The 25673-nt window shown below is 73.4% G+C and carries 21 protein-coding genes and 2 riboswitches; of the genes, 13 read left to right on the top strand and 8 right to left on the bottom strand.

Annotated features, from left to right (window positions below):
• The first annotated feature begins 2 nt into the window (after window positions 1-2).
• Window positions 3-1538 carry an MFS transporter gene (locus tag QWJ13_RS16790; protein WP_316525347.1) on the top strand — a complete coding sequence of 512 codons (1536 nt, stop codon included), beginning with the start codon at window positions 3-5 and terminating at the stop codon, window positions 1536-1538.
• A gap of 7 nt (window positions 1539-1545) precedes the next feature.
• Here the strand turns inward: QWJ13_RS16790 and purB are convergent, their stop codons facing one another.
• Complete coding sequence (gene purB, locus QWJ13_RS16785; RefSeq protein ID WP_316525346.1) at window positions 1546-2985, bottom strand: adenylosuccinate lyase; 1440 nt, start codon at window positions 2983-2985, stop codon at window positions 1546-1548.
• 151 nt (window positions 2986-3136) lie between these two features.
• Between purB and QWJ13_RS16780 the strand changes: the two genes are divergently transcribed.
• Window positions 3137-5251 (top strand): HelD family protein, encoded by a 2115-nt coding sequence (locus QWJ13_RS16780; RefSeq protein ID WP_316525345.1) that lies wholly within the window; start codon window positions 3137-3139, stop codon window positions 5249-5251.
• 39 nt (window positions 5252-5290) lie between these two features.
• Here QWJ13_RS16780 and QWJ13_RS16775 read toward each other — a convergent pair whose 3' ends face one another.
• The 3 genes from QWJ13_RS16775 to QWJ13_RS16765 form a co-directional block, all read right to left on the bottom strand.
• Window positions 5291-5746: a MarR family winged helix-turn-helix transcriptional regulator gene (locus QWJ13_RS16775; protein ID WP_316525344.1), complete on the bottom strand. Its 456-nt coding sequence runs from the start codon at window positions 5744-5746 to the stop codon at window positions 5291-5293.
• Between the two features lie 75 nt (window positions 5747-5821).
• A complete protein-coding gene (locus tag QWJ13_RS16770) occupies window positions 5822-6238 on the bottom strand; it encodes a DUF3037 domain-containing protein (RefSeq protein WP_316525343.1) in 417 nt (138 codons plus the stop codon).
• Window positions 6235-6990, bottom strand: a complete 756-nt coding sequence (locus tag QWJ13_RS16765) for a HipA family kinase (protein ID WP_316525999.1) — start codon at window positions 6988-6990, stop codon at window positions 6235-6237. The genes QWJ13_RS16770 and QWJ13_RS16765 overlap by 4 nt, the downstream gene beginning before the upstream one ends.
• A gap of 202 nt (window positions 6991-7192) precedes the next feature.
• Between QWJ13_RS16765 and QWJ13_RS16760 the strand changes: the two genes are divergently transcribed.
• Complete coding sequence (locus QWJ13_RS16760) at window positions 7193-8551, top strand: NAD(P)/FAD-dependent oxidoreductase (RefSeq protein WP_316525342.1); 1359 nt, start codon at window positions 7193-7195, stop codon at window positions 8549-8551.
• A gap of 61 nt (window positions 8552-8612) precedes the next feature.
• On the opposite strand, the gene QWJ13_RS16755 is transcribed toward QWJ13_RS16760, so the two are convergent.
• Entirely contained in the window at window positions 8613-9950 is a 1338-nt protein-coding gene (locus QWJ13_RS16755) for an aminotransferase class I/II-fold pyridoxal phosphate-dependent enzyme (RefSeq protein WP_316525341.1), read from the bottom strand.
• Window positions 9951-9984: 34 nt separating this feature from the next.
• Between QWJ13_RS16755 and QWJ13_RS16750 the strand changes: the two genes are divergently transcribed.
• The 6 genes from QWJ13_RS16750 to QWJ13_RS16725 all read left to right on the top strand — a co-directional run bounded on the left by QWJ13_RS16750 (window position 9985) and on the right by QWJ13_RS16725 (window position 15278).
• A complete protein-coding gene (locus QWJ13_RS16750) occupies window positions 9985-10656 on the top strand; it encodes a pyridoxamine 5'-phosphate oxidase family protein (RefSeq protein WP_316525340.1) in 672 nt (223 codons plus the stop codon).
• 13 nt (window positions 10657-10669) lie between these two features.
• Entirely contained in the window at window positions 10670-11374 is a 705-nt protein-coding gene (locus QWJ13_RS16745; protein WP_316525339.1) for an FMN-binding negative transcriptional regulator, read from the top strand.
• A 195-nt stretch (window positions 11375-11569) separates the two neighbouring features.
• Complete coding sequence (locus QWJ13_RS16740; protein WP_432277554.1) at window positions 11570-12904, top strand: sugar porter family MFS transporter; 1335 nt, start codon at window positions 11570-11572, stop codon at window positions 12902-12904.
• Window positions 12905-12977: 73 nt separating this feature from the next.
• Window positions 12978-13679: a dienelactone hydrolase family protein gene (locus tag QWJ13_RS16735; protein WP_316525337.1), complete on the top strand. Its 702-nt coding sequence runs from the start codon at window positions 12978-12980 to the stop codon at window positions 13677-13679.
• A 65-nt stretch (window positions 13680-13744) separates the two neighbouring features.
• Window positions 13745-15013 (top strand): MFS transporter, encoded by a 1269-nt coding sequence (locus QWJ13_RS16730; protein WP_316525335.1) that lies wholly within the window; start codon window positions 13745-13747, stop codon window positions 15011-15013.
• A gap of 7 nt (window positions 15014-15020) precedes the next feature.
• Entirely contained in the window at window positions 15021-15278 is a 258-nt protein-coding gene (locus tag QWJ13_RS16725) for a hypothetical protein (protein WP_316525334.1), read from the top strand.
• Here QWJ13_RS16725 and QWJ13_RS16720 read toward each other — a convergent pair.
• Together QWJ13_RS16720 and QWJ13_RS16715 are read right to left on the bottom strand one after the other, a co-directional pair.
• Window positions 15256-16044, bottom strand: a complete 789-nt coding sequence (locus QWJ13_RS16720) for a CPBP family intramembrane glutamic endopeptidase (RefSeq protein ID WP_316525333.1) — start codon at window positions 16042-16044, stop codon at window positions 15256-15258. The genes QWJ13_RS16725 and QWJ13_RS16720 overlap by 23 nt on opposite strands.
• Window positions 16045-16136: 92 nt before the next feature.
• Window positions 16137-17642, bottom strand: a complete 1506-nt coding sequence (locus QWJ13_RS16715) for a glutamate-cysteine ligase family protein (RefSeq protein WP_316525332.1) — start codon at window positions 17640-17642, stop codon at window positions 16137-16139.
• 376 nt (window positions 17643-18018) lie between these two features.
• On the opposite strand from QWJ13_RS16715, the gene QWJ13_RS16710 reads away from it, so the two are divergent.
• A complete protein-coding gene (locus QWJ13_RS16710) occupies window positions 18019-18591 on the top strand; it encodes a hypothetical protein (RefSeq protein WP_316525331.1) in 573 nt (190 codons plus the stop codon).
• Window positions 18592-18994: 403 nt separating this feature from the next.
• Complete coding sequence (locus QWJ13_RS16705; RefSeq protein WP_316525330.1) at window positions 18995-19186, top strand: DUF5999 family protein; 192 nt, start codon at window positions 18995-18997, stop codon at window positions 19184-19186.
• 130 nt (window positions 19187-19316) lie between these two features.
• On the opposite strand, the gene gcvP is transcribed toward QWJ13_RS16705, so the two are convergent.
• The gene (gene gcvP / locus QWJ13_RS16700) at window positions 19317-22217 is read right to left on the bottom strand and encodes an aminomethyl-transferring glycine dehydrogenase (RefSeq protein WP_316525329.1); all 2901 of its coding nucleotides are present in this window, start codon (window positions 22215-22217) and stop codon (window positions 19317-19319) included.
• Between the two features lie 104 nt (window positions 22218-22321).
• Window positions 22322-22454, bottom strand: a riboswitch (glycine riboswitch).
• A gap of 1 nt (window position 22455) precedes the next feature.
• Window positions 22456-22559: riboswitch (glycine riboswitch) on the bottom strand.
• 233 nt (window positions 22560-22792) lie between these two features.
• On the opposite strand from gcvP, the gene QWJ13_RS16695 reads away from it, so the two are divergent.
• The gene (locus tag QWJ13_RS16695; RefSeq protein WP_316525328.1) at window positions 22793-23830 is read left to right on the top strand and encodes a PRC and DUF2382 domain-containing protein; all 1038 of its coding nucleotides are present in this window, start codon (window positions 22793-22795) and stop codon (window positions 23828-23830) included.
• A gap of 187 nt (window positions 23831-24017) precedes the next feature.
• Window positions 24018-25514, top strand: coding sequence for an MFS transporter (locus QWJ13_RS16690; RefSeq protein WP_316525327.1), 1497 nt, complete (start codon window positions 24018-24020; stop codon window positions 25512-25514).
• Window positions 25515-25673 lie beyond the last annotated feature (159 nt).

The following is a 25673-nucleotide window of genomic DNA, read 5'->3' as shown; positions in this document are numbered from 1 at the left end:
CCGTGGCCACCTCCGAGGCCGGCACCCTGCGCCTGGGCACCGCGCAGGGTCGCTGGGTACTACTGGCGACGGTGCTCGGCTCCAGCATGGCGATGCTCGACGGCACCGTGGTGAACGTCGCGCTGCCCCGGATCGGCGCCGATCTCGGCGCCACACTGGCGTCCCTGCAATGGACGCTGAACGCCTATCTGCTCACCCTGGCGGGCCTGATCCTGCTCGGCGGCGCGCTCGGCGACCGCTACGGGCGGCGCAAGGTCTTCCTGATCGGCGTGGTCTGGTTCGCCGCCGCCTCCGCGGCCTGCGCCGCCGCGCCGAACATCCATGTGCTGATCGCCGCCCGCGCCGTCCAGGGCATCGGCGGCGCGCTGCTCACCCCCGGCTCGCTCGCCATGCTCCAGGCCGTCTTCCACCCTGACGACCGCTCGGCGGCGGTCGGCCTCTGGTCCGGCCTCGGCGGGGTGTCGGCCGCGGTCGGCCCCTTCCTCGGCGGCTGGCTGGTGGACGGCCCCGGCTGGCGCTGGATCTTCCTGCTGAACCTGCCGCTCGCCGCCGCCGTGATCGCCGTCGCCACCCGGTCGGTGCCGGAGAGCCGGGACGAGAGCGCCTCCGGCCGCTTCGACGCGCTCGGCGCCCTGCTCGCCGCCCTCGCCCTCGGCGCGATCACCTACGCGCTGACCGCGGCCGGCGAGGGCCTGTCCCCCGCGGTCTGGGTCAGCGGGGTGCTCGGGGTGCTGCTCGCCGCCGCCTTCGTGGTGGTCGAACGCCGGGCGCCCGAGCCGATGCTGCCGCTCGGCCTGTTCTCCTCCCGGCTGTTCACCGCGGTGAACCTGGTCACCCTGTGCGTGTACGCGGCATTCAGCGGCGTCTTCTTCCTGCTGGTGGTGCAGCTCCAGATCGTGTCCGGGTTCTCGCCGCTGGTCTCGGGCTTCGCCCTGGTGCCGATCACCGTGCTGATGCTGGCCCTGTCGGCGCGCGCCGGGCGGCTCGGCAAGCGGATCGGCCCGCGCATCCCGCTGACCGTCGGCCCGCTGCTGTGCGCCGCCGGGGTGCTGCTGATGCTGCGCACCGGCCCCGACTCCTCGTACTGGGCGGACGTGCTGCCCGCCGTCACCGTGATGGGCTGCGGGATGACGCTGCTGGTGGCGCCACTGACGGCGACGGTGCTGGCCGCCGTCGAGGTGCGGCACGCGGGCATCGCCAGCGGGGTCAACAACGCCGCCGCCCGCGCGGCCGGGCTGCTCGCGGTGGCCGCCCTGCCGGCCCTGGCCGGGCTGAGCGGCGACGCCTACCGGGTGCCCTCCGCGGTCGACTCCGCCTTCCACACCGCGATGCTGATCTGCGCGGGCCTGCTGGCCGGCGGCGGGCTGATCGCCTTCGCGACCGTACGGGGCAATGTGCTCGCGTCCGAGGAGCAGCCGGTGGCCGAGCCGAACTGCGACTGGCCGTGCGGCCCCACCGCTCCGCCGCTCGACCCGGGCCACGTCCCCACCACGCGCGAGGGCCCCGCCACCGGTCCGGCAGCGGGGCCCCAGCGCTGATACTCCGTCAGAGGATGTCGGCGGGCGCGTACTTGGCGGCCGCCGGGTAGGCGTCGGCGACGGCCTCGACCCGGCGGACCACCTCGGCGACCTGGGCGCCGGCCGCACCGGTGAAGGACAGCTTGTCGGCCAGCAGCGCGTCCAGCCCGGCCCGGTCCAGCGGGATCCGCTCGTCGGCGGCCAGGCGGTCGAGCAGCTCGTTCTCACGGGCGCCCGCGCGCATCGCCAGCGCGGAGGCGACGGCGTGCTCCTTGATGACCTCGTGCCCGGTCTCCCGGCCCACGCCCGCGCGCACCGCGCCCATCAGCACCTTGGTGGTGGCGAGGAACGGCAGGTAGCGGTCCAGCTCGGCCTCGATCACGGCGGGGAAGGCGCCGAACTCGTCGAGGACGGTCAGGAAGGTCTCCAGCAGGCCGTCGAAGGCGAAGAAGGCGTCCGGCAGCGCGACCCGGCGCACCACCGAGCAGGAGACGTCGCCCTCGTTCCACTGGTCGCCGGCCAGCTCGCCGGTCATCGAGGCGTAGCCGCGCAGGATGACGGCCAGGCCGTTGACACGCTCGCAGGAGCGGGTGTTCATCTTGTGCGGCATCGCGGAGGAGCCGACCTGGCCCTCCTTGAAGCCCTCCGTGACCAGCTCGTGGCCGGCCATCAGGCGGATGGTCTTCGCCAGGCTGGACGGCGCGGCGGCCAGCTGGACGAGGGCGGTGAGCACCTCGAAGTCCAGCGAGCGCGGGTAGACCTGGCCGACGCTGGTCAGCACGTTCTCGAAACCGAGGTGCGCGGCGACCCGGCGCTCCAGCTCGGCCAGCTTCTCGGTGTCGCCGCCGAGCAGGTCCAGCATGTCCTGGGCGGTGCCGACCGGGCCCTTGATCCCGCGCAGCGGGTAGCGGGCGATCAGCTCCTCCAGGCGGCGGAAGGCGACCAGCAGCTCGTCCGCGATCGACGCGAACCGCTTGCCCAGGGTGGTGGCCTGCGCGGCCACGTTGTGCGAACGGCCGGCCATGACCAGCTCGGAGTGCTGGGCGGCGAGCCGGGCCAGGCGCACCAGCACCGCGACGGTGCGGTCCCGCACGTGCTCAAGGGACTGGCGGATCTGGAGCTGCTCGACGTTCTCGGTCAGATCCCGGGAGGTCATGCCCTTGTGGATCTGCTCGTGGCCGGCGAGGTCGCTGAACTCCTCGATGCGGGCCTTCACGTCGTGGCGGGTGATCCGCTCACGGGCGGCGATCGAGCCGAGGTCGACCTGGTCGATCACTCGCTCGTAGTCGGCGACGGCATTCGCCGGAACCTCGATGCCGAGGTCCTGCTGGGCCTTCAGGACGGCGAGCCACAGGTGGCGCTCAAGGACCACCTTGTGCTCGGGGGACCACAGCTGGGCCAGGGTCGCCGAGGCGTACCGGGAGGCCAGGACATTGGGGATCTGGGGCTTCGCGCTCACGCTTCGCAAGAGTAACAGCCGAGGTCACGCCGGACGTCGGCGGATGGGGTAGGCTGGGTCAATTGAGCACACTTCAAGTGAAGGATAGCAGCCTTCTCACCGCAAGGATACCACATCGATGAGCGAACCTCCAGCGACTCCAGCGACTCCAGCGACTCCCATGGCTCCCGGAAATCCCGGCGATGCCCTGGCCAAGGCCCTGCGCACCGAGCAGGCCCAGCTCACCCGGCTCTACGCCCGGCTGGACACCGTGCGCGAACGGGCCCGCCGCGCCGCCGACGGCGCCCACGACGACGCCGCGCCCGGCGGCACCCACCAGGCCCGGCTGGAACGCGAGGTGCGCGCCCGCGAGGCCGCCCGCCACGCCGCCCGACTGGACGCGGTCGAGCGCGGCCTGTGCTTCGGCCGGCTCGACGAGCGCGACGGCACCGTCCACTACATCGGCCGCACCGGCCTGGCCGACGAGGCGTACGAACCGCTGCTGATCGACTGGCGCGCCCCGGCCGCCCGCCCCTTCTACACCGCCACCCCCGCCCACCCCGGCCCCGTGGTGCGCCGCCGCCACCTGCACACCCGGGGGCGCACCGTCACCGGCCTGGACGACGAGGCACTCGACCTCGCCGGGCTGGACGAGCCCGGCCGGCGCGGGCTGGTCGGCGAGGCCGCGCTGCTCGCCGCCCTCGACCGCGAGCGCACCGGCCGGATGGGCACCGCCGTCGCCACCATCCAGGCCGAGCAGGACCGGGTGATCCGCTCCCCGCTGCGCGGCGCCCTGGTGGTCCAGGGCGGCCCCGGCACCGGAAAGACGCTGGCCGCCCTGCACCGCGCCGCCTACCTGCTGTTCACCCACCGCGCCGCGTTGGAGCGCCGGGGCGTGCTGGTGATCGGCCCCAACGCCGGCTTCCTGCGGTACATCGACGAGGTGCTGCCCGCCCTCGGCGAGACCGAGGTGGTGCTGCGCACCGTCGGCGAACTCGTCCCCGGCGTCACCGCCACCGGAAGCGACGCCCCCGCCACCGCCTTCGCCAAGGGAGGCCCCTGGATGGCCGAGGTGCTGCGCCGCGCGGTGGCCGCCCACCAGACGGCCCCCGCCGACGGCCTGGACCTCGGCGAGGGGCTGCGCGTCTCCGCCAGGGCCTGCGCCGAGGCCCGGGACGCCGCCCGCGGCCTGCGGCTGCCGCACAACCGGGCCCGGAGCTTCTACCTGGGCACCCTGCTCGACGCCCTCGCCATCGCCCAGGCGCTCACCCTCGGCCGCCCGTACGACGAAGAGGAGGCCCACTACGCCCCGCGCGAGTTGTGGGAGCGCCCGGACGTCCGCGCCGCGCTCGACCCGCTCTGGCCCCGGCTCAGCCCCCGGCAGCTGCTCGAACGGCTGCTCACCGACGGCGAGTTGCTCGCCGAGGCGGCCCCCGAGCAGGCCGCCGCCCTGCTCCGCCCGGCCGGCTCCCCGTGGACGGTCGAGGACGTCCCGCTGCTCGACGAGGCCGCCGAACTCCTCGGCACCGAACGGGAGTCCACCGAATCCCGCCGGGATCAGGACGAACTCGCCTACGCCCACGGCGTGTTGACCATCACCGGACAGACCGGGGACGCACTGCTGGACTCCGCCGCCCTGGCCGAGCGCTTCCGCGACGACGGCCCGTACCGCACCACCGCCGAACGCGCCGCCGCCGACCGCACCTGGGCGTACGGCCACGTCGTGGTGGACGAGGCCCAGGAACTGTCCGCGATGGCCTGGCGCGCCGTCCTGCGGCGCGTCCCGACCGACTCGCTCACCATCGTCGGCGACCTCGCCCAGACCGGATCGCCCGCCGGCGCCCGCAGTTGGGCCCAGATGCTCGACCCGCACCTGCCCGGGCGCTGGCGCGAGGAGCGGCTGACCGTCAACTACCGCACGCCGGAGCCCGTCATGGCCCTCGCCGCCGCCGTCCTGCGCACCGCACTGCCCGGCCACCGGCCGCCCGAGTCCATCCGCCCGGGCACCGAGCGGCCGCGCGCGCTCCCCGTCCCGGACGGCGACTTCGCCGCCGCGCTGGCCCGGCTGCCCCGCGGCCCTGGCACCCTCGGCGTGATCGCACCGGACGCCCTGGCCGCGGAGCTGGGCGCGCTCACCGTGGCGGACGCCAAGGGGCTGGAGTTCGACGCGGTCGTGGTGGTCGAGCCCGGCGGGCTCGCCCCGCGCGACCTCTACGTCGCCCTCACCCGGACCACCCGCTCGCTCACCCTGCTCCACCGCCGGCCGCTGCCGCCGGAACTCGCCGAGCCGCTCTGACCGGGCCGGAACGCGGGCGGCGCCGGCCCCGGAGACGCCCTACTGCGCGCCGCCCGTACGGCCGGCCAGCACCGGCAGGACCTGGGCGCAGATCGAGTGCAGCGCGATCCGCTGCTCGTCGGTCATCGCCTCGAAGGCCTGGTGGGTGCGGGCCATCTCGCCGCGGATGCGGTTCAGGATGTCCCGGCCCTCGGCCGTGATCACCACGATCTTCACCCGGCGGTCCCCGGCGGCCGCCTCCCGGTTGGCCAGGCCCAGCGACTCCAGCCGGTCCACGATCCCGGTGACGTTCGACGCGTCGCAGCCCAGCCGCCCGGCCAGTGCCCGCATCGGCACCGGCTCCTGCACCGCGCCCAGCGCCTTGGCCTGCGAGGAGGAGAGCCCGTGCCGGGCGGCCGCCGCCGCGAAGTCGTGGAAGTACGCGGCACCGACGGCGGCCAACGCCTCCATCAACTCGGCGTTGGTCGGTACGGTCGTCGTCGCTGTCGAACCCATGGGGTCAGCGTACGGCCAGGTGCTTCAGCAACTCAAGCTTTGACCCGGGCAACCGTCGGCGAGCCGCGCGCGAGGTCAGAGCACCAGCTGGTCGAAGAGCCGCCGCAGCTCCATGTCCGGGTCCGCGGTGAGCCCGGTGTGCACCGGCCCCGGCTGGACGATCGCGCTGCGCGGCGCGGTCAGCCAGCGGAACCGCTGCCCGGGGTTGTCCCCGGCCGCCGGACCGGCCTGCGGGCCACCATGGCAGACCGCCTCGATCCCCTGGAGCGCCCGGCGCACACCCTGCACGTCCGCCACCGGGTCCAGCGCCAGCAGCCGGGCCTGGTCCAGATGGGTACGGGCGGCCAGGTGCGCGCTCTGCCGGCAGTACAGCAGCACCCCGACGTTGACGCACTCGCCCCGCTCGACCCTCGGCACCGCGCGGATCACGGCGTACTCGTAGTCGTGCAGCTCGACGGTGGCCGGCAGCGCGGACGGCGACGGCTCGGTCATGCGGACACCTCCGGCAGCCAGTCGCGCGGACCGGCCAGTCGCTCGGTCAGCTGGGCGCGGTACGCGGCGCGCACCTCGTCGGGCGAGTCGAAGCCGAACTCGTCCATCAGCCAGACCTCGGGGATCTGCGCCACCGCACCCTCGATCGCCGCCTCGGCGAGCGGTGCGAGCGCCTTGTCGGCCGCCGCCAGGTCCGGCTTGGCCCGCAGCAGCGCGTGGTCGGAGGCGTCGTACGGGCGGCGGATCCAGGCGGCCGCGCCCGACCAGTTGTGGTGGAAGATCAGGCTCGCGCCGTGGTCGATCAGCCGCAGCCCGCCGGTCGCCACCAGCAGGTTGGGGTTGCGCCAGGAGCGGTCGACGTTGCCGATCAGCGCGTCGAACCAGAGCACCTGCCCGGCGAGTTCCGGGTCCACCTCGAAGCAGAGCGGGTCGAAGTTGAGCGCGCCGCTGACGAAGGCCATCCCGAGGTTGGTCCCGCCGCTGGCCCGCATCTGGTCCTGGATCTGATGGTCCGGCTCGCTGCGCGCGAGCACCGGGTCCAGGTCGACCGTCACCAGCTCCGGCACCGGCAGCCCGAGCCGCCGCCCGAGCTCCCCGGCCAGCACCTCCGCGACCAACGCCTTGCGGCCCTGCGCCGCACCGACCCATTTCAGCGCGTACAGCCGCCGATCGTCGGCCTCGACCAGGCCCGGCATCGAGCCGCCTTCTCGCAGTGGCGTCACGTACCGGATCGCCGTCACCTCGGGTAGCACGGCCGACAGCTTATCGGTGTCCCGGCCGCCGCCCCACTCCTCCCCCATCCGCCCCTCCCCAGCGGCAGCCGCCGTCTCCCCTCCGCCCCCCACGGCCCCGGCCCGCCCCCTCCCTCATCCGCCCCTCCCCAGTGGCAGCCCCCGCTGCTCCGTGCGAGTGTGGCGGACAGTAATGGGGACCTTCACGGCAAAGGGATGAACGATGGAACGACCTCGGATCCTGATCGTGGGCGGTGGCTTCGCCGGCTTGGAGTGCGCCCGCCGTCTCGAACACAAGCTGTCACCATCGGAGGCCGAGATCTCGCTGGTCACGCCCTTCAGCTACCAGCTCTACCTCCCCCTCCTCCCCCACGTCGCCGCCGGCGTCCTCACCCCGCAGTCCGTGGCCATCTCCCTGCGCCGCTCGCTGCGCCGCACCCACATCGTCCCCGGCGGCGCGATCGGCGTGGATCCCGCCTCCAAGGTGTGCGTCATCCGCAAGATCACCGACGAGGTGATCGCGCAGAAGTACGACTACCTGGTGCTCGCCCCCGGCAGCGTCACCCGCACCTTCGACATCCCCGGCCTCACCGACTACGCCCGCGGCATGAAGACGCTCGCCGAGGCGGCCTACGTCCGTGACCACGTGATCTCCCAACTCGACCTCGCCTCCGCCACCTTGGACCAGAAGGAGCGCGAGTCCCGGCTCCAGTTCGTGGTGGTCGGCGGCGGCTACGCGGGCACCGAGACGGCCGCCTGCCTCCAGCGACTGACCACCGCCGCCACCCACCGCTACCCGCGCCTGGACGCCCGGCAGATCAAGTGGCACCTGATCGACATCGCCCCGAAGCTGATGCCGGAGCTCGGCGACCCGCTCGGCGAGGCCGCCCTGGAGGTGCTGCGCGCCCGCGGCATCGAGGTGTCGCTGGGCGTCTCGGTGGCCGAAGTCGGCGCCGAGACGGTCAAGTTCACCGACGGCAGGGTCCTTCCCTGCCGCACCCTGATCTGGACCGCGGGCGTGGCCGCGAGCCCGCTGATCGGCACCCTGGACGCCGAGACGGTCCGCGGCCGGCTCGCCGTGACGGCGGAGATGCGGGTGCCGCAGTTCGAGGGCATGTTCGCGCTCGGCGACGCCGCCGCCGTCCCCGACCTGGCCAAGGGCGACGGGGCGGTCTGCCCGCCGACCGCCCAGCACTCCGCCCGCCAGGGCCGCGCGGTCGCCGGCAACGTGATCGCCTCGCTCCGCCACCAGCCGCTGGAGCCGTACTACCACAAGGACTTGGGCCTGGTGGTCGACCTCGGCGGCAAGGACGCGGTCTCCAAGCCGCTGGGTGTGGAACTGCGCGGGGTGCCCGCCCAGTTGGTGGCGCGCGGCTACCACCTGATGGCGATGCGCACCAATGCGGCCAAGTTCCGGGTGGGCGCCAACTGGCTGCTCAACGCGACGGCCGGCGACGACTTCGTCCGCACCGGCTTCCTCGCCCGCCAGCCCGCCCGGCTGCGCGACTTCGAGTACACCGACGCCTATCTGACGAAGGATCAAGTGCGGGCGCACGCCCAGTCGCTGCTCGCCAAGGGCTGACCGACGCCGAACGGCCGCTCCCGCCGGCACCGCGGGGGCGGCCGTTCGCGCGCGGCGGCACTCACACCAGCCGGGACCCGCCCCCGCCCGTCCCGAGCACCGCCGCCAGGTCCTCCGCCAGCTCCCGCGCCTGCGCCGGCTCCAGCCCCGCCACGGTGAACCGCAGCCCGGGCGGCGACTGGATCCGGTACCGCGCGCCGGGCGCGGCGACCCAGCCGCGCTGCACCAGCGCCGCCAGCACCGAGGTCTCGTCGGGCACCGGCACCCAGACGTTCAGCCCGCTCTCCCCGTGCGCCGCGATCCCGCGCGCCGCCAGTTCGCCCAGCAGCGCGTCCCGCCGGGCCCGGTAGACGGCGGCCACCCGGTGGACCGGCGCGGCGTCGCCCTGCCACAGCTCCGCGAGGGCCCGCTGCAACAGGAGGCTGACCCAGCCGGCGCCCAGCCGCAGCCGGCCGGCCACTCGCCCGATCGTCTCCTCGTCGCCGACCGCCACCGAGATCCGCAGGTCCGGCCCGTACGCCTTGGCCGCCGAGCGCACCACCGCCCAGTGCCGGGTGCCGGCGCCGACCAGCGGGTGGTACGGCTGGTCGACCATGCCGTGCCCGTGGTCGTCCTCGATCAGCAGCACCTCGGGGTGCCCGGCCAGCACGGCCCGCAGCGCCTCGGCCCGGCGCGCGGTGAGCGCCGCCCCGGTCGGGTTCTGCGCCCGGCTGGTGACCACCACCGCCCGCACGCCCTCGGCCAGCGCCGCGGCCAGCGAGGCGGGCAGCGGGCCCTCGTCGTCCAGCCGGACCGCGACGGGCTTCAGCCCCAGCGCGGGCAGCAGGTCGAGCAGGCTGCCCCAGCCCGGGTCCTCGACGGCCACCGCGTCGCCGGGGCGCAGCCGGGCGCCGAGGGTCCGCTCGATGGTGTCCAGCGAGCCGGAGGCGACGACGATCGGGCCGCCGGGCAGGCCGTCGGCTTCGAAGGAGGCTCGGGCGAGCGCGAGCAGCCGCGGGTCGACGGCCGCGTGCCCGTAGAGCACCGGGTCGGTGCGCGCGGCCTCGGCGGCGACCGCGAGGGCCTGGGCGAGGTCGGGCAGCAGGGCCGTGTCGGGGTTGCCGGTGGACAGGTCGCGGGCGTGCGGCGGGACGGGGATGCGGATCTGGTCGCGCGGGGTGAGGGCGGGCCTGGGGAGGATGCGGCTGCCCTTGCGACCGGCGGTCTCGATCACGCCGCGGTCGCGCAGCAGCCGGTAGGCGGCGGCGACGGTGTTGGGGTTGACGCCCAGTTCGGCGGCGAGGTCGCGCAGCGGGGGCAGCGCGGTTCCGGGGGTGAGCTGTCCACCGCTCACGCCCTGTTCGATGTGGGCCGCGATCTCACTGGCGCGTCGCCCTTTCAGCGGATAGTCTCCTAGCACAAACCAAATTATGCACTAGTACATAGAGGATGTCATGTCAGCCAGCCCGGAAGGCTCGCAGAGTTACTCCCGCACCCCCAGGACCACCCCCACCCGCTACCGCGACCGGGCCACCTGGGAGCAGGAGGCGATCCACGCCATCCTCGACAGCACCTACCTCTGCCACCTCGGCTTCGTCGTCGACGGCGCCCCGGTGGTCCTGCCGACGATCTTCGCCCGGGTCGGCAGCCGGCTCTACGTCCACGGCTCCACCGGCAGCCGCCCGCTGCGCGGCGCCTCCGGCGAGCAGGGCATGCCGGTCTGCGTCACCGTCACCCAGGTCGACGCGCTGGTGCTGACCAAGTCCGCGTTCAACCACTCGGTGAACTTCCGCTCGGTGGTCGCCCACGGCACCGCGCACCAGGTCACCGACCCCGAGGAGCTGGACGTCGCGCTCGCCGCCCTGGTCGACCACGCGGTGCCGGGCCGCTCCGCCGAGATCCGCCCGGCCAACGCCAAGGAACTCGCCGCCACCGCCGTCATCCGGCTGGAGCTGGACGAGGTCTCGGCCAAGACCCGCGAGGACAACGCCGCCGACGATCCGGAGGACGCCGACCTGCCGCACTGGTCCGGCCTGATCCCGGTCACCACCGTGCACGGCACCCCCGAGCCGCACCCCGGCACCGCCGTCCCGCTCCCCGCGCACCTGCGCGACTACCCCCGCTGACGGGAGGCTCACCATGCTGATCAGATCCTGGGACCGCGGCGACGAGCAGGAGTGGCGCGCCTGGCTGGCCGAGGGCCGCGACTTCGGCCTGCTCGCCGCCAACGGCGCGCCCGGCGAGGGGCCCGTGCTCGTCCCGACGCACTTCCTGCTGGACGCCGAACGCGGCGAGATCCTGCTCCACCTCGCCGCGCCCAACCCGCTGCTGGCCGCCGTCCGGGCCGACCCCCGGGTCACCCTCGCGGTCACCGACGGCTACGCCTTCGCCCCGGGCCACTGGCGCGGCGCACCGGGCACGCCGACCAGCTACTACGCCTCGGTCCACTTCCACTGCACCGCCGAGGTGGTGGAGTCCGCGGCCGGCAAGGCCGAGATCCTCAACCGCCAGCTGGCGCACTTCCAGCCCGAGACGCCGGAGGTCCGGGTGGTGCCCGGTGAGGACGGGCTGGCCCGGCAGCTGCCCGGCTTGCGCGGGCTGCGGCTGACCGTGAACGAGGTGCGGGCCAAGTTCAAGTACGACGACAAAAAGACCGCCGAGGCGCAGTACGCGATCGCCGACCACCTCGCCGAGCGCGCCGCGGGCCCGGGACGCGCCCGCGACCAGTACGCCGCCGCCCGTACCCAGCTGCTCCGCCGCCACCGGCGGCGCACCACCGGGGCCGGCGGCACCGGTCCCCGCCCGGGCCAGGGGCGCGCCGACCGGCCGCGCGCCGCCGACTGACCCGGGATCACCCGGTCGGCGGCCAACTCGGGCAAGCCGGGCCCGGCGCTGATCGAATGTGAGACGAGCCCTGCCCACTCGGCGTCAGAGCGGGCCCGTCGACCCCCGGGAGCGCGCGTGTCCTCAGTCCACAGCCATCGGGCGGCCGGCGAGGCCCACCTCGGTCACGTGGTGTTCATCTCGGCGGCCGCCGCCATGGGTGGCTTCCTGTTCGGCTACGACAGCGCGGTGATCAACGGCGCCGTGACCGGCATCCAGAAGCACTTCGCGGTCGGCCACGGCACCACCGCCTTCGTGGTGGCCATCGCGCTGCTCGGCTCGGCGGTGGGCGCGGTGATCGCCGGCCGGCTCGCCGACCACCTCGGCCGGGTGCGCACGATGCTGCTGGCCGCCGTGCTGTTCGCGGCCAGCGGCATCGGCTCGATGTTCCCGCCGAACATCGAGACCCTCGCCACCTGGCGCGTGGTCGGCGGCATCGCGATCGGCATCGCCTCGGTGATCGCCCCCACCTACATCGCCGAGGTCGCCCCGACCGCCTACCGCGGCCGGCTCGCCTCCTTCCAGCAGATGGCGATCGTGCTCGGCATCACCGTCTCCCAGCTCGCCAACTGGGCCCTCAACCAAGCCGCCGGCGGCGAGTCCACCAACCACCTCGGCGGCGTCCAGGCCTGGCAGTGGATGCTCGGCGTCGAGGCCATCCCGGCCCTGGTGTACGGGCTGATGGCGCTGGCCATCCCGGAGTCTCCGCGCTTCCTGATCGCCGACCACCGCGAGGCGCAGGCCCGCAAGGTGCTGCTGGAGGTCGAGGGCGAGGGCGTGGACCTGGACGCCCGGGTGGCCGAGATCCGCTCGGTGCTGGAGTCCGCGCGCAAGCCCCGGCTCAAGGATCTGCTGGGCGGCCGCTTCGGCCTGCTGCCGATCGTCTGGGTCGGCATCGGCGCCTCGGTGTTCCAGCAGTTCGTCGGCATCAACGTGATCTTCTACTACTCGTCCTTCCTGTGGCAGTCGGTCGGCATCAAGGAGTCCGACTCACTGCTGATCAGCCTCTCCACCTCGATCATCAACGTGATCGGCACGGTGATCGCGATGGCCCTGGTGGACCGGATCGGCCGCAAGCCGCTCGCCCTGGCCGGCTCGATCGGCATGGCGGCCGCGCTGGGCACCGCCGCCTGGGCGTTCTCCTACCGGGAGGGCACCGGCGACACCGCGACCCTGGACAACACCCACGCCACCGTCGCCCTGCTCGCCGCGCACGTCTTCGTGCTCTGCTTCGCCTTCTCCTGGGGCGTGGTGGTCTGGGTCCTGCTCGGCGAGATGTTCCCCAACCGGATCCGCGCGCTGGCCCTGTCCGTCGCCGCCTCGGCGCAGTGGATCGCCAACTGGGCGATCACCGTCAGCTTCCCGGACCTCGCCGACTGGAACCTCTCCGCGACGTACGTCATCTACGCGGCCTTCGCCCTGCTCTCCATCCCGTTCGTGGCCTTCTGCATCAAGGAGACCAAGGGCCGCGCCCTGGAGGAGATGGGCTGACCCGGCCCGCCGACCCCTGCCGCTCGCGACCCGCACCCCCGCCGCGCGCGGCCCGACCCACCGAGAGGAAGCCATGCCTGACCAGGGCGGCTCCCGGCAGAACGTCACCTTCCCGAGCAACGGCCGTACCGCGCACGGCTACCTGGCCCGTCCGCCGCAGGGCGTCGGCCCGGGCCTGGTGGTGGTGCAGGAGTGGTGGGGGCTCACCTCGCACATCGCCGCCATGGCCGACCGCTTCGCCGCCGAGGGCTTCACCGTCCTCGCCCCCGACCTGTTCGGCGGCGCCACCACCCACGACAGCGCCGAGGCGGCCCGGTTCAGGCGCGAACTCCCGGTCGACCGGGCGGTGGCGGACCTCTCCGGGGCCGTCGACCACCTGCTCGCGCTGGACGGGGTGGTCGGCGACGCGGTCGGCGTGGTCGGCTTCTGCATGGGCGGCGGCTTCGCCCTGCTGCTGGCCGCCCGGGCCGGCGACAAGGTGGCCGCCGTGGTCCCGTTCTACGGCCTGCCGCCCGACCCGGACTTCGACTACCGCGGCCTGACCGCCCACGTGCTCGGCCACTTCGGCGAGCTGGACGGCTCGATCCCGATGACGGCCGTGGACGAGGCGGCGATCCGGATCGGCGAGGCCACCGACGTCCGTCCGGAGATCCACTTCTACCCGGCCGGGCACGCCTTCATGAACGACGAGAACCTGATCGGCACCTACGACCCCCTCCAGGCCCGGATCGCCTGGCGCCGCACCCTCACCTTCCTCTGGGGCCACCTCGGCTGAACCGCTCCGGGCTCCGGTACGAAAACGGGATGGACACCTGTACGACCTTTCGGCATAGTCTCCGGGTGCCAATCCCTCCCCCGCACCCCCGCCGTTTCGCCTGGGCGAGCCGCAACTTCCGCATCCAGACCTCCGCCACCGTGATCAGCGGCCTCGGCAACGCCGGCGCCCCCATCGCCACCGCCTTCGCCGTGCTCGGCGCCGGCGGCACCACCACCGAGGTCGGCTACGTCACCGCCGCCCGCCTGGTGCCCATGGTGCTGCTGATGCTGCTCGGCGGCACCCTCGCCGACCGGTTGCCGCGCCACCTGATCATGGTCGCCGCCAATGTGTTCAGCGGGGTCTCCCAGGCCGTCCTGGCCGCGCTGGTGCTGGCCGGGGACGTCCCGCTCTGGCAGCTGCTGGTGCTCTCCGCGGCCGGCGGGGCCGGCTACGCCCTCTACGCCCCGGCCTCCGGCGGCATGATCATGCAGGCCGTCCCCCAGGAGCACGCCGCGCGCGCCTTCGCGGTCTTCCGGATGGGACTCAACGCCTCCCAGATCGGCGGCGCCGCCCTCGGCGGCGCGCTCACCGCGGCCGTCGGCCCCGGCTGGGTGCTCGCCCTGGACGCCCTCTGCTTCCTGGTCGCCGCCGCGCTGCGCTTCTTCCTGGAGCCGGAGCAGGCCCCCGCCCCCTCCGGCTCCAGCATGCTGCGCGACCTGCGCGAGGGCTGGCGGGAGTTCACCTCCCGCCGCTGGCTCTGGGTGATCGTGCTCCAGTTCTCCGTCCTGCTCGCCTGCGTCAGCGCGGTCGAGTCGGTGTACGGGCCGGCCGCCGCCAAGGAACGGCTCGGCGGCGCGGGCGCCTGGGGCCTGGCGATGTCCGCGTACGGCGTCGGCCTGGTGGCCACCGGTGTGCTGATGACGCGCTGGCGCCCCCGCCGGATCCTGCTGGTCGGCAACTGGGGGGTCTTCCTGTTCGGCGTGCCCGCCCTGGCCCTCGCCGCCGAGGTGTCGCTGCCGCTGCTGGTGGTGGCGATGTTCCTGTCCGGCGTCGGCGTCACCGTCTTCGGCGTCAACTGGATGGTCGCGCTCCAGCAGGAGATACCCGAGGAGATGTTCTCCAGAGTCACCGCGTACGACGAACTCGGCTCCTACTCGCTGGCCCCGATCGGCACCGCGCTGGCCGGCCCCGCCGCCGTGGCACTCGGACTGTCCGGCGCGCTCTGGGCCTGTGCCGCCGCCTGCCTGGTGCTCAGCGTGGCCGTCCTGGTGGACCCGCAGGTGCGTCGGCTGAGCCGTCGCGGCACGCCGGGCGCACCGGTGGCCGTCCAGGAGCCCACCCTCGCCTCCTGACCACCGCGTGCGCCCGCGTGCGCCCGCTCAGCTGTTCTCCGCCGCCAAGTGGGCCCCGCTGCTGCGCTACGCCGGGGGCCGGCCGTTCACCTGGGTGGACGACGTCATCCCGCCGCGCCTGGTCCGCCGCTCCCGGTGGCGCCGGGACCGCCTGCTGCTGCGCGTCGACCCCGGCCAGGGCCTGGGGCGCCGGCACGTCGACCGGCTGCTCGCCCGCCCGCCGCGCGGCCCGGCGCCGTCGGTCAGGGGGTCGGCAGCCAGCTGACGTGCCCGGCCAGCAGCGCGTACCCGACGAAGGCCACCGTGTCGATCAGCGCGTGCGCCGCCACCAGCGGCATCACCCGCCCCCAGCGCCGGTACAGCAGGCAGAACACCACGCCCATCACCATGTTGCCGACCAGCCCGCCGACCCCCTGGTACAGGTGGTACGAGCCGCGCAACACCGAACTCGCCACCACCGCGGCCAGCCAGGACCACCCCAGCTGCCCCACCCGGCGCAGCAGGTAGCCGAGGACGACGACCTCCTCCAGGATGGCGTTCTGCCAGGCCGAAGCCACCAGCACCGGCACCCGCCACCACACGTCCGGCAGCCCGGACGGCGCCACCGTCAGGTTGTACCCGGCCGCCTGCGAGGCCAGGTAGAGCGCCAGTCCCGACCCGCCGATCGCGGCCGCGACGGCGGCGCCCCGGCCGAGGTCGCGCGGCTTCTGCCCGAGGTCGAAGCCCAGCACCCGCAGCGCGACGCCCTCGCGCACCAGCAGGTAGCCGACCAGCACCACCGGCATCAGCCCGCGCCCGATGTAGTACAGCTGCCACACCAGGTCCAGCCAGGGCCGCCCGGGCGCCCGCGAGCCGTTCAGCGTGGCGACCTGCTGGCCGAGCTTGAGCGGTTCGGTGAGCGAGCCGGTGAAGCTGATCAGCGCGCTGATCCCGCTGGCCCCGAGGGAGAGGCCGAGGACGATCAGCAGCTCCACGCCGAACAGCCGACGGGTGGGCTTCGCGGTCTCCGGCGCGGTCGGGACGGTCGTCACGGGGGCTCCAGCGGACGGGCGGTCGCTCCGGCCGTCGGCCGACCGCCGGAGCGATCATCCTGACACAACCGCCGCACGGCCCCGACGGGCGCCTAGGCCACCGGCCAGGTGTGCACCGGCTCGCCGCCGCGCATGTGTTCGGCGTAGCGCCTGGTCATCGCCGCGAGCGCGGCCGGCCGGTCCATCCCGTACTGCTCGCGCAGCCGGTGGAAGGTCGCGGCTTGCCAGGACGCGCCGTTGGTGCGGCGCAGGCAGCGCTGCTCGATGATGCCCAGGTAGCGGTCCCGGTCGGCGGGCTCCACGCCCCACTCGTCCAGTCCCTGGTAGGCCATCGGGAGCAGCTCGTTCAGCACCAGGTCGACGGCGGACACCGTCTGCAACCCGCCGCCGCGCCCGGCCCGCCCGGGGCGGGGCCACTGGAACACCGCGTCGATGCCGTACCGGGCGCCCTGCCGGAAGTTCTCGTCCGCCCGTTCGAACGGCAGCCGGGTCCAGATCGGCCGGGGCTGCTCGGCGAGCACCCGCACGAGCCCGTAGTAGAAGGCGGCGTTGGCCAGGGTGTCGGCCACCGTCGGCCCGGCCGGCAGCGCCCGGTTCTCCACCCGCAGGTGCGCCACCCCGCCCGCGACGTCGTACACCGGCCGGTTCCAGCGGTAGATGGTGCCGTTGTGCAGCCGCATCTCGGCGAGCCTGGGCGCGCCGCCGGAGGTCAGCACCTTCAGCGGGTCCTCGTCGTCGCAGATCGGCAGCAGCGCGGGGAAGTACCGCAGGTTCTCCTCGAACAGGTCGTACGCCGAGTCCACCCAGCGCTCGCCGAACCAGGTGATCGGGCGCACGCCCTGTGCCTTGAGCTCCGCCGAACGGGTGTCGCAGGCCTGTTGGAAGAGCACCGGACGGGTCTCCCGCCACAGCTCCCGACCGAACAGGAACGGCGAGTTGGCGCCGAGCGCGAGCTGCGGCCCGCAGAGCGCCTGGGCCGCGTTCCACACCGAGGAGAACCGCTCCGGGGTGACCTGGAGGTGCAGCTGGAGCGAGGTCGCGGCGGCCTCGGCGACCATGGTGATCGACTCCAGCTGGAGGTGCTCGACGCCCTCGATGTCCAGCGCGATCTCCTCCCCCCGGGCGGCCAGGATCTGGTCGCTGAGCAGGCTGTACCGCTGGTTGTGGCTCATCGAGTCCAGCCCGGTGTGGGCGTGCTCCAGCGTCGGCAGGATGCCCACCATGACGATCCGGGTGCCCGCCTCGGCCGCCCGCCGGTCGGCGTAGCGCAGCCCGGTGTCGATCTCCTCGCGCAGTTCCTCGAAGACGTGCCCGCAGAGCCGGTGCGGCGTGATGTTGACCTCGATGTTGAACTTGCCGAGCTCGGTCTGGAAGTCGCTGGAGCCGATCTCGCTCAGCACCTGCGCGTTGTTCATGGCCGGCAGGCCCTGTTCGTCGGACAGGTTGAGCTCGATCTCCAGGCCTATCACCGCCCGCGGCCGGTCGAACCGGTCCTCCCGGATCATCCGTCCCAGCGCTTCGAGGCACGCCTGGAGCTTGCGCCGGTACAGCTGCCGGTCCGCCAGTTCCGCCCGAGTCGCCACGACCTTCTCGCCCACGGTCCCCTCCTCCAGAGCCACCCCGTCGAGCACCCGGTCGACCGACCGTGCAACCAATATGCCCACCTCGAAGATCGATACCCGAACGCTTGTACTGGCTTGCATTGCAAGGCATCTGACGGAAAATCAGACGAACTGTAGACTTGCCCGTCACCACGGCCCGTGATAAACAGATCACCCTGCGCACCCGTTCGAATTCGCACAGCGCTCCGGCCGGTCCGCCATTGCCCCGAAGCCCGTCTACGGCGGCGACCGCGCCGGCACCGCGATCCTGCACAACCGGACCCGGCAGGCCCCGTCACCGATGACGCGCCGCCGCGCCGCGCCGGTATGCCGCACTCGCACGCCGATCTCGCTTGGAGAGGCGGACCCCGCCATGACTCTGCAAACCCCCCAGCCCCCGCCGAGCGCGCTGCGCGCGGTCCTGGGCGCGCTCGACTCGGAGACCGCGCTGCGCCAGCCCGCCGCCGCAGCGCTGCGCCATCCGAACGGCCCCCTGCTCCCCGCCCACCCGCTCGCGGTGCACGTCCTGAACGGCCCGCGCCCGGAGCTCCCGGCCGCCCGCCGCACCGGATGGCGCTTCCTGATCAAGGACGGCACCGAGGTGGCCGCCGCCGCCGAGGTGGTGCAGAGTGCCGAGGGCCACACCTTCTCCCACTTCACCGCCGGTCCGTACCTCGACTCGACGGTCCGGGCGCTGCGCGAGGCCTGGCAGCTCGCCCAGAGCTCCCGGACGCCCCGGCAGCCCCGACTGCTGACCTTCCCCGGCCAGTACGCCACGGCGCTGTGGCTGCACAGCCCCGACACCGGGCCCTCCGGCGACCTGCTGATCCCGCTGGCCCCGGCCCCGCTCGGCGTCACCGCGCACCGCGCCAGCCCGGCCGCCGAACTGCTGCCGCTGCTCGCCCGCGCCCCGCTCGCCCGACCGCTGCTGCTCGGCTCCTCCTGACCCGCCGCAACCCCCACGGGCCGCCGGGCCCACCCGCCCGGCGGCCCCCGGCCATGCCCCCGGCACACCTCACCGGACGGGACCACCCGGCCGGGCCATCCGCCATGACCCCAACGGGTCATGCCCCGGCTGGCCCACTGGCGCACCCCACCCCGTCGGCCCCACCTGAACGGGTGATCTCTGCCCAGGAGTTGTGGCGCATGTCACGAAATCCCTGCGCGCGGGTCCGCGGATGCCGACACTGGGAACCAGCGTGGAAGGACCACCTGTCCTACCCACTTGAGCGTCGGTCCACACCTGGTCGGCGCGCGGACAGGATCCGACTACCGCGGCGGCCCCGGACGGCACCACCTCCGGCGGCCGCCCCACGGGGAGGATCGCAGAGCGAAGCGAGGGTACGCGTATGTGCCAGCACCGTCCTGAGTGCCCGTCGGCCGAGTCCGAGGACCGCGAGGCGGCCGAATCGGTGGCCCGCCACCCGGAGCAGGGCTGGAGCCTGCTCTGCAACGGCGTCGTCGTGTTCGAGGACACCGGAGAACTGCTGCCCGACGGCCGGGTGATCGCCCCGCGCCGCCCTGTCGCCCACGCGGCCTGACCACCCGGTCCGACCGTACGGCGGGGGCAGCCGCCGACTCCACAGCAGGAACAGCACGAAGAACAGCACGAAGGGGCAGGGCCCCGGCGGAAACTCCGCCGGGGCCCTGCCGCGTCACCGCTGGGGTCCGTCAGACGCCGTACTCGTCCAGCGGCGGGCAGGAGCAGACCAGGTTGCGGTCGCCGTACGCGCCGTCGATCCGGCTCACCGGCGGCCAGTACTTGTCCGCCGGGTTCACGCCCGCCGGGAAGACGGCCTCCTGCCGCGAGTAGCCGTGCGCCCAGTCGCCGGCCAGCGTGGCGGCGGTGTGCGGGGCGTTGCGCAGCGGGTTGTCCTCGGCCGCCCACTCGCCCGAGCCGACCTTGTCGATCTCGCCGCGGATGGTGATCATCGCGTCGCAGAACCGGTCGATCTCGTACAGGTCCTCGGACTCGGTCGGCTCGATCATCAGCGTGCCGGCCACCGGGAAGGACATCGTCGGCGCGTGGAAGCCGTAGTCGATCAGGCGCTTGGCGATGTCGTCCACCGTCACGCCCGTCTCCTTGGTCAGCGGACGCAGGTCGATGATGCACTCGTGCGCGACCAGCCCGCCCGGACCGGTGTAGAGCACCGGGAAGTGCGGCGCCAGGCGCTTGGCGATGTAGTTGGCGTTCAGCACCGCGACCTGGGTCGCGTGCTTGAGGCCCTCGCCGCCCATCAGCCGGACGTACGCCCAGGAGATCGGCAGGATGGCCGCCGAGCCCCACGGCGCGGCCGAGATCGGGCCGACACCGGTGGCCGGGCCGGCCTCCGCCTGGAGCGGGTGGTTCGGCAGGTGCGGCGCCAGGTGGGCGCGCACCGCGACCGGGCCGACGCCCGGGCCGCCGCCGCCGTGCGGGATGCAGAAGGTCTTGTGCAGGTTCAGGTGCGAGACGTCCGCGCCGAACTTGCCCGGCTTGGCCAGGCCGACCAGGGCGTTCAGGTTGGCACCGTCCACGTACACCTGACCGCCGGCCTCGTGCACCAGGGCGCAGATGTCGGTGATCTGGGTCTCGTACACGCCGTGGGTGGACGGGTAGGTGACCATCAGAACGGCGAGGTTGTCGCGGTTCTGCTCGATCTTGGCCTTCAGGTCCTCGACGTCCACGTCGCCGTCGACCAGGGTCTTCACCACGACCACGCGCATGCCCGCCATCACCGCGGAGGCCGCGTTGGTGCCGTGCGCCGAGGACGGGATCAGGCAGACGTCGCGCTGGGTGTCGCCGTTGGCGTGGTGGTAGGCGCGCACGGCCAGCAAACCGGCCAGCTCGCCCTGCGAGCCCGCGTTCGGCTGGATTGACACGGCGTCGTAGCCGGTCACCTCGACCAGCTGCTGCTCCAGCTGGCGGATCAGGGTCAGGAAGCCCTGGGCCTGGTCGATCGGAGCGAAGGGGTGCAGCTGGCCGAACTCCGGCCAGGTCACCGCCTCCATCTCGGTGGTGGCGTTGAGCTTCATGGTGCAGGAGCCCAGCGGGATCATGCCGCGGTCCAGCGCGTAGTCCCGGTCCGACAGGCGGCGCAGGTAGCGCAGCATGGCGGTCTCCGAGCGGTGGCTGTGGAAGACCGGGTGGGTCAGGTACTCGTCCTCGCGCAGCAGCGCGGCCGGCAGCGCCTCGGCGCTCTCGGCGATCTCCACGCCCTCGACGCCGAACGCGGCCCAGACGCCGGCCAGGTGCTCGCGGGTGGTGGTCTCGTCGGTGGAGACCGAGATCCGGTCCTCGCCGTCCTGGTACACGTTGATGCCGTTGGCGCGGGCGGCGGCGGCGATCTCGGCGGCGCGGCCCGGGACGACGGCGGTGACGGTGTCGAAGAACTCGCCGTGCAGCAGCTCGACGCCGCCGGCCCGCAGGCCCTCGGCGAGGGCGGCGGCGTAGCGGTGGGTGCGGCGGGCGATGTCGGCCAGGCCGTCCGGACCGTGGTAGACGGCGTACATCGAGGCCATCACGGCGAGCAGCACCTGGGCGGTGCAGATGTTGCTGGTGGCCTTCTCGCGGCGGATGTGCTGCTCGCGGGTCTGGAGCGCCAGGCGGTAGGCGCGGTTGCCGTCGGCGTCGACGGAGACGCCGACCAGGCGGCCGGGCAGCGAGCGGGCGTACTCGGAGCGCACCGACAGGTAGCCGGCGTGCGGGCCGCCGAAGCCCATCGGCACGCCGAAGCGCTGCGAGGTGCCGCAGGCGATGTCGGCGCCCAGCGAGCCCGGGGACTTGAGCAGGGTCAGCGCGAGCAGGTCGGCGGCGACGGCGACGATCGCGCCCAGGCCGTGCGCCTGCTCGATCACCGGGGTGAGGTCGCGCACGACACCGGTGGCGCCGGGGTACTGGAGCAGCACGCCGAAGACGCCGCGCTCGACGATCTCGGCCGGGATGCCCTCGGACAGGTCGGCGACGACGACCTCGACGCCGGTCGGCACGGCACGGGTGTTGATCACCGCGACGGTCTGCGGCAGGGTCTCGGCGTCGACCAGGAAGACGCCGCCCTTGACCTTGGTGACGCGGCGGGCCAGCGCCATCGCCTCGGCGGCGGCGGTGCCCTCGTCCAGCAGCGAGGAGCCGGAGGTCGGCAGGCCGGTCAGGTCGGAGACCAGGGTCTGGAAGTTGAGCAGCGCCTCCAGGCGGCCCTGCGAGATCTCCGGCTGGTACGGCGTGTAGGCCGTGTACCAGGCCGGGTTCTCCATGACGTTGCGCAGGATCACCGGCGGGGTGAAGGTGCCGTAGTAGCCCAGGCCGATCATCGGCTGGAGCACCTGGTTGCGGCCGGCCAGCTCGCGCAGCTCGGCCAGGACCTGGGCCTCGGTCCGGCCCGCGGGCAGGTCCAGGGCGGTGATGGAACGGATCGCCTCGGGCACCGCGGTGGCGGCGAGTTCGTCCAGCGAGCCGTAGCCGACGGACGCCAGCATCTTCTCCTGCGCGGCCGCGTCGGGGCCGATGTGGCGGTTCTCGAAGGGGCTGGCCAGCTCAAGCTCGGTGAGGGTCGAGGCGCTGGTGGGGCGTCCCGCGTTCGGCTGGGCGTTCATGGTGGTCGAGGCCTCCTGGTCACGGACCGGCTGGGGCACGTACGTGGGCCGGCCTTCGCCCCTGCGGGCGACGGACCAGCCTGGACGGACGAACCCGACAGGCCTCCCCCTCTGTCATCGGGACCTGAGAGCTTCACCCGCACGGGGCGCTGTGGGCGCTCCGCCGGCTTGCACCGTCGGTGAGGGTGGTGATCGCCGGCTCCCGTGCCGACACTCCTGCCCTGCTTTCCAGAGTGACCTACCCCACACGGTACGGATGCCTGAGAGATTCCGGGGAGGAGTTGCTCCTTCGGCGCTCCGACCAGCGGTTTTCGTGATCGAAGACTCTCCCGAGCGGGCTCTGCGGTCGCCGCCCAGGGTACCAGCGGGAGGCCCCCCGATCACCGGTGCATCAGGTCGTTCGGGGTCTACGCGCGTCCCCTCGGACGGTCCAGTGCGCAGCCCGTCCGGCGCACTCCGGTCGCGTCCGCCCGATTCATGGCTTTTGGTATGAAGTGGCGGACGGAACGGGTGCTCCGGCCGCCTTCCTGCGGAGTTCCGCGGCTCAGCGCACTGGCAGCGCACTGGAGGAAAGCGTGCAGACCGACATCGACCCCCGGGACCTCATCGGCCACAGAGCCGTCGACCGCAACGGAGACAAGATCGGCACGGTCGACGAGGTCTACCTGGACGACGCCACCGGCCGGCCCGAGTGGGCCGCGGTCCGGACCGGCATCTTCGGCCGGGACGCCTTCGTCCCGCTGACCACGAGTGAGTTCGCCGGCGACGAGCTCCGGGTGCCGTACGACAAGTCGCTGGTCAAGGAGTCGCCGGACTTCGGCGTCGGCCAGCACCTCTCCCCCGCCCAGGAGCTCCAGCTCTACCGCTACTACGGGCTCGACACCCCGGCGGACGGTCACCCGAGCGGCGAGGCCGGGAGCCGCGCCAAGGAGCCGGACCTCGACTTCGGCACCACCGCGGCCGCCGCCGCGACGACCGCGGCGGCCCCCGCCAAGTCGCTCACCTTCCACACCGCCGAGCGCCACGCCGAGCCCGCCCCGATCCCGGCCGCCGCCACTCCCGCCGCCGCGGAGGCCGACCTGCGACCCCTCGGTACCCCCGCGCCGGCCGCCGCAGCGGCGCCCGCGGCCGCGGCCCCCATCGTGGAGCCGAAGCACCAGGCGCAACCCGCTCCCACGCCCGCCGCCGCGACCACCAGCAGCCCGGTCGAGATCACCTGCCGTGAGGAACGGCTGGACATCACCACCGAGTGGCACACCATCGGCACCGCGAAGCTGCGCAGGTACGTGACGACCGAACAGGTCGAGCGCCGCATCCCGCTGGTGCATGAGCGCGTCCGGGTCGAGCGGATGCCGGTCGGCGAGGCCGAGCGCGCGGGCCTCACCGACAAGGAGATCGCCGAGGCCGTCGAGGAGGTCACTCTCCGTGAGGAACGCCCGGTGATCCGCAAGCGCTTCGCCCCCGTCGAACGGGTCCGCCTCGTCGTCGAGCGCTACACCACCGAGGAGGTGATCCGGGAGGAGGTCCGCCGCGAGCACATCGAAGTCCACGACACCACCACCCCCGCCTCCCCCACCGACCCGACCACCGACACCCCCCGCGACCTCACCTGACGGCACCCCACGGCCAGGGCCCCGGACACCCGTCCGGGGCCCTGGCCGTGCCACCACACCCCCGCACCTCTTGTCGCGTACCCGACCCTTCCCCTTTGCCAAAGCTTAACCACTCGATATTTGACACTCTGAAGTATCCCCTGCAAAGTTACTTCAGTTCATTCACTATGTACGGGAGGAAGCAACCGTGAGTGAGGCACCACAGCCCACCACCGCGGCCGAGAAGCAGAGCAACGCCCGGGTCCTGCCGGCCCTCATCCTGGCGATGCTGTCGTTCAGCGTGGTGCAGACCGCGGTCGTCCCGATCCTGCCGTCGCTGGCCAAGGAACTGGACGTCTCCGCCTCCAGCATCACCTGGCTGATGACCGCCAACCTGCTCTCCGCAGCCGTGCTGACTCCCCTCCTGGGCCGCTTCGGCGACCTCCGGGGCCGCAAGCCGATGCTGCTGATCTCGCTGGCCGGACTGGTCGCCGGTTCGGCCCTGGCGGTCAGCACCCACTCCTTCACCTGGCTGGTCGTCGCCCGCGTCCTCCAGGGCGCCGGCGGCGGTGTGCTGCCGCTGGCGATCAGCATCGTCCGGGACGAGCTGCCCAAGCAGAAGGTCACCGGCGGCGTCGCCGCCATCAGCGCCTCGATGGGCGTCGGCTCCGGCCTCGGCCTGGTCGCCACCGGTCTCCTGCTGGAGCACTGGAGCTACAAGTCGATCTTCTGGATGGGCCTCCTCTTCGGCCTGCTCGCGGTCGCCCTGGTCGCCTTCCGCGTCCCGTCCGACCCGGTCGTCGACAAGGACGGCGGCGCCGACCCGCTGGGCGCCCTCACCCTGGCCGGCTGGCTCTCCGCGCTGCTGGTCGCGGTCAGCCAGGGCAACCACTGGGGCTGGACCTCCACCAAGACCCTCGGCCTGTTCGCCGTCGCCGCCGTGGTCGCCCTGGTCTGGGTGATCATCGAGTCCAAGGTCGCGCACCCGCTGGTGGACATGAAGATGATGTCCCGCCCGGCCGTCGCCTTCACCAACCTGGCCGGCCTGCTCATCGGCTTCGGCATGTACGGCTCGTTCATGGTCATCAGCAACTTCGCCCAGACCCCGGAGAAGCTGACCCACTACGGCTTCACCGCCACCGTGCTGCACGCCGGCGTCATGCTGCTGCCGTCCGCCCTCGGCTCGATGGTCGCCGCCCCGCTCGGCGCCCTGCTGATCGGCCGCCGCGGCCCGCGCCTGCCGCTGGTCCTCGGTGGCGTCCTCGGCGCCGTCGCGATGGCCTACCTGGCCGTACGCCACAGCCACGAGGCCGACATCTACACCGCCTCGGCGATCTTCGGCCTCGGCATCGGCCTCGCGTTCTCCGCGATGCCGGCCTACATCAACGGCGCCGTCCCGGCCGAGCAGAGCGGCATCGCCAACGGCATGAACGCCGTGCTGCGCACCGTCGGCGGCGCGATCGGCACCGCCGTCATGGCCGCCATCCTGACCGGCGACACCATGAAGCTGCCGCCGCAGATCCCGTTCACCTTCCCGACCCTGGACGCCTACAAGCACGCGTTCTGGACCGCGGCCGTCGTCTGCATCGTCGCCGGCGTCGTCCCGTTCCTGATCCGCGGCGTCAAGTCGGCCGCCGCCCCGACCGTCGTCGGCGGCTCGGCCCAACAGAGCTCCAGCCCCGAGCTGGTCAAGACCGACGCCTGACGAGGCGTCCGGCCCCCGCGCTCAGGGACAGGGCGCGGGGCACCCGGCCTCCGTACGTCGCGAGGGCATCACGAACGTACGGAGCCGGCACGGTGATCGGCCCCACCCGGTACTCCCCCACCGGGTGGGGCCGCTTTCGTTTCCTCAGCCACCCGGGTC

The organism is Kitasatospora brasiliensis (assembly GCF_032654805.1).
Classification (GTDB): domain Bacteria; phylum Actinomycetota; class Actinomycetes; order Streptomycetales; family Streptomycetaceae; genus Kitasatospora; species Kitasatospora brasiliensis.
This window is presented reverse-complemented; position numbering and strand designations above follow the sequence as displayed.

Excerpts from the sequence above, each read along its gene's own strand:
- QWJ13_RS16780 (WP_316525345.1), top strand. The coding sequence starts at position 3,137 with ATGGCTCCCGGAAATCCCGGCGATGCCCTGGCCAAGGCCCTGCGCACC.
- QWJ13_RS16775 (WP_316525344.1), bottom strand. The coding sequence starts at position 5,746 with ATGGGTTCGACAGCGACGACGACCGTACCGACCAACGCCGAGTTGATG.
- QWJ13_RS16770 (WP_316525343.1), bottom strand. The coding sequence starts at position 6,238 with ATGACCGAGCCGTCGCCGTCCGCGCTGCCGGCCACCGTCGAGCTGCAC.
- QWJ13_RS16760 (WP_316525342.1), top strand. The coding sequence starts at position 7,193 with ATGGAACGACCTCGGATCCTGATCGTGGGCGGTGGCTTCGCCGGCTTG.
- QWJ13_RS16750 (WP_316525340.1), top strand. The coding sequence starts at position 9,985 with ATGTCAGCCAGCCCGGAAGGCTCGCAGAGTTACTCCCGCACCCCCAGG.
- QWJ13_RS16745 (WP_316525339.1), top strand. The coding sequence starts at position 10,670 with ATGCTGATCAGATCCTGGGACCGCGGCGACGAGCAGGAGTGGCGCGCC.
- QWJ13_RS16740 (WP_432277554.1), top strand. The coding sequence starts at position 11,570 with ATGGGTGGCTTCCTGTTCGGCTACGACAGCGCGGTGATCAACGGCGCC.
- QWJ13_RS16735 (WP_316525337.1), top strand. The coding sequence starts at position 12,978 with ATGCCTGACCAGGGCGGCTCCCGGCAGAACGTCACCTTCCCGAGCAAC.
- QWJ13_RS16710 (WP_316525331.1), top strand. The coding sequence starts at position 18,019 with ATGACTCTGCAAACCCCCCAGCCCCCGCCGAGCGCGCTGCGCGCGGTC.
- QWJ13_RS16705 (WP_316525330.1), top strand. The coding sequence starts at position 18,995 with ATGTGCCAGCACCGTCCTGAGTGCCCGTCGGCCGAGTCCGAGGACCGC.
- gcvP (WP_316525329.1), bottom strand. The coding sequence starts at position 22,217 with ATGAACGCCCAGCCGAACGCGGGACGCCCCACCAGCGCCTCGACCCTC.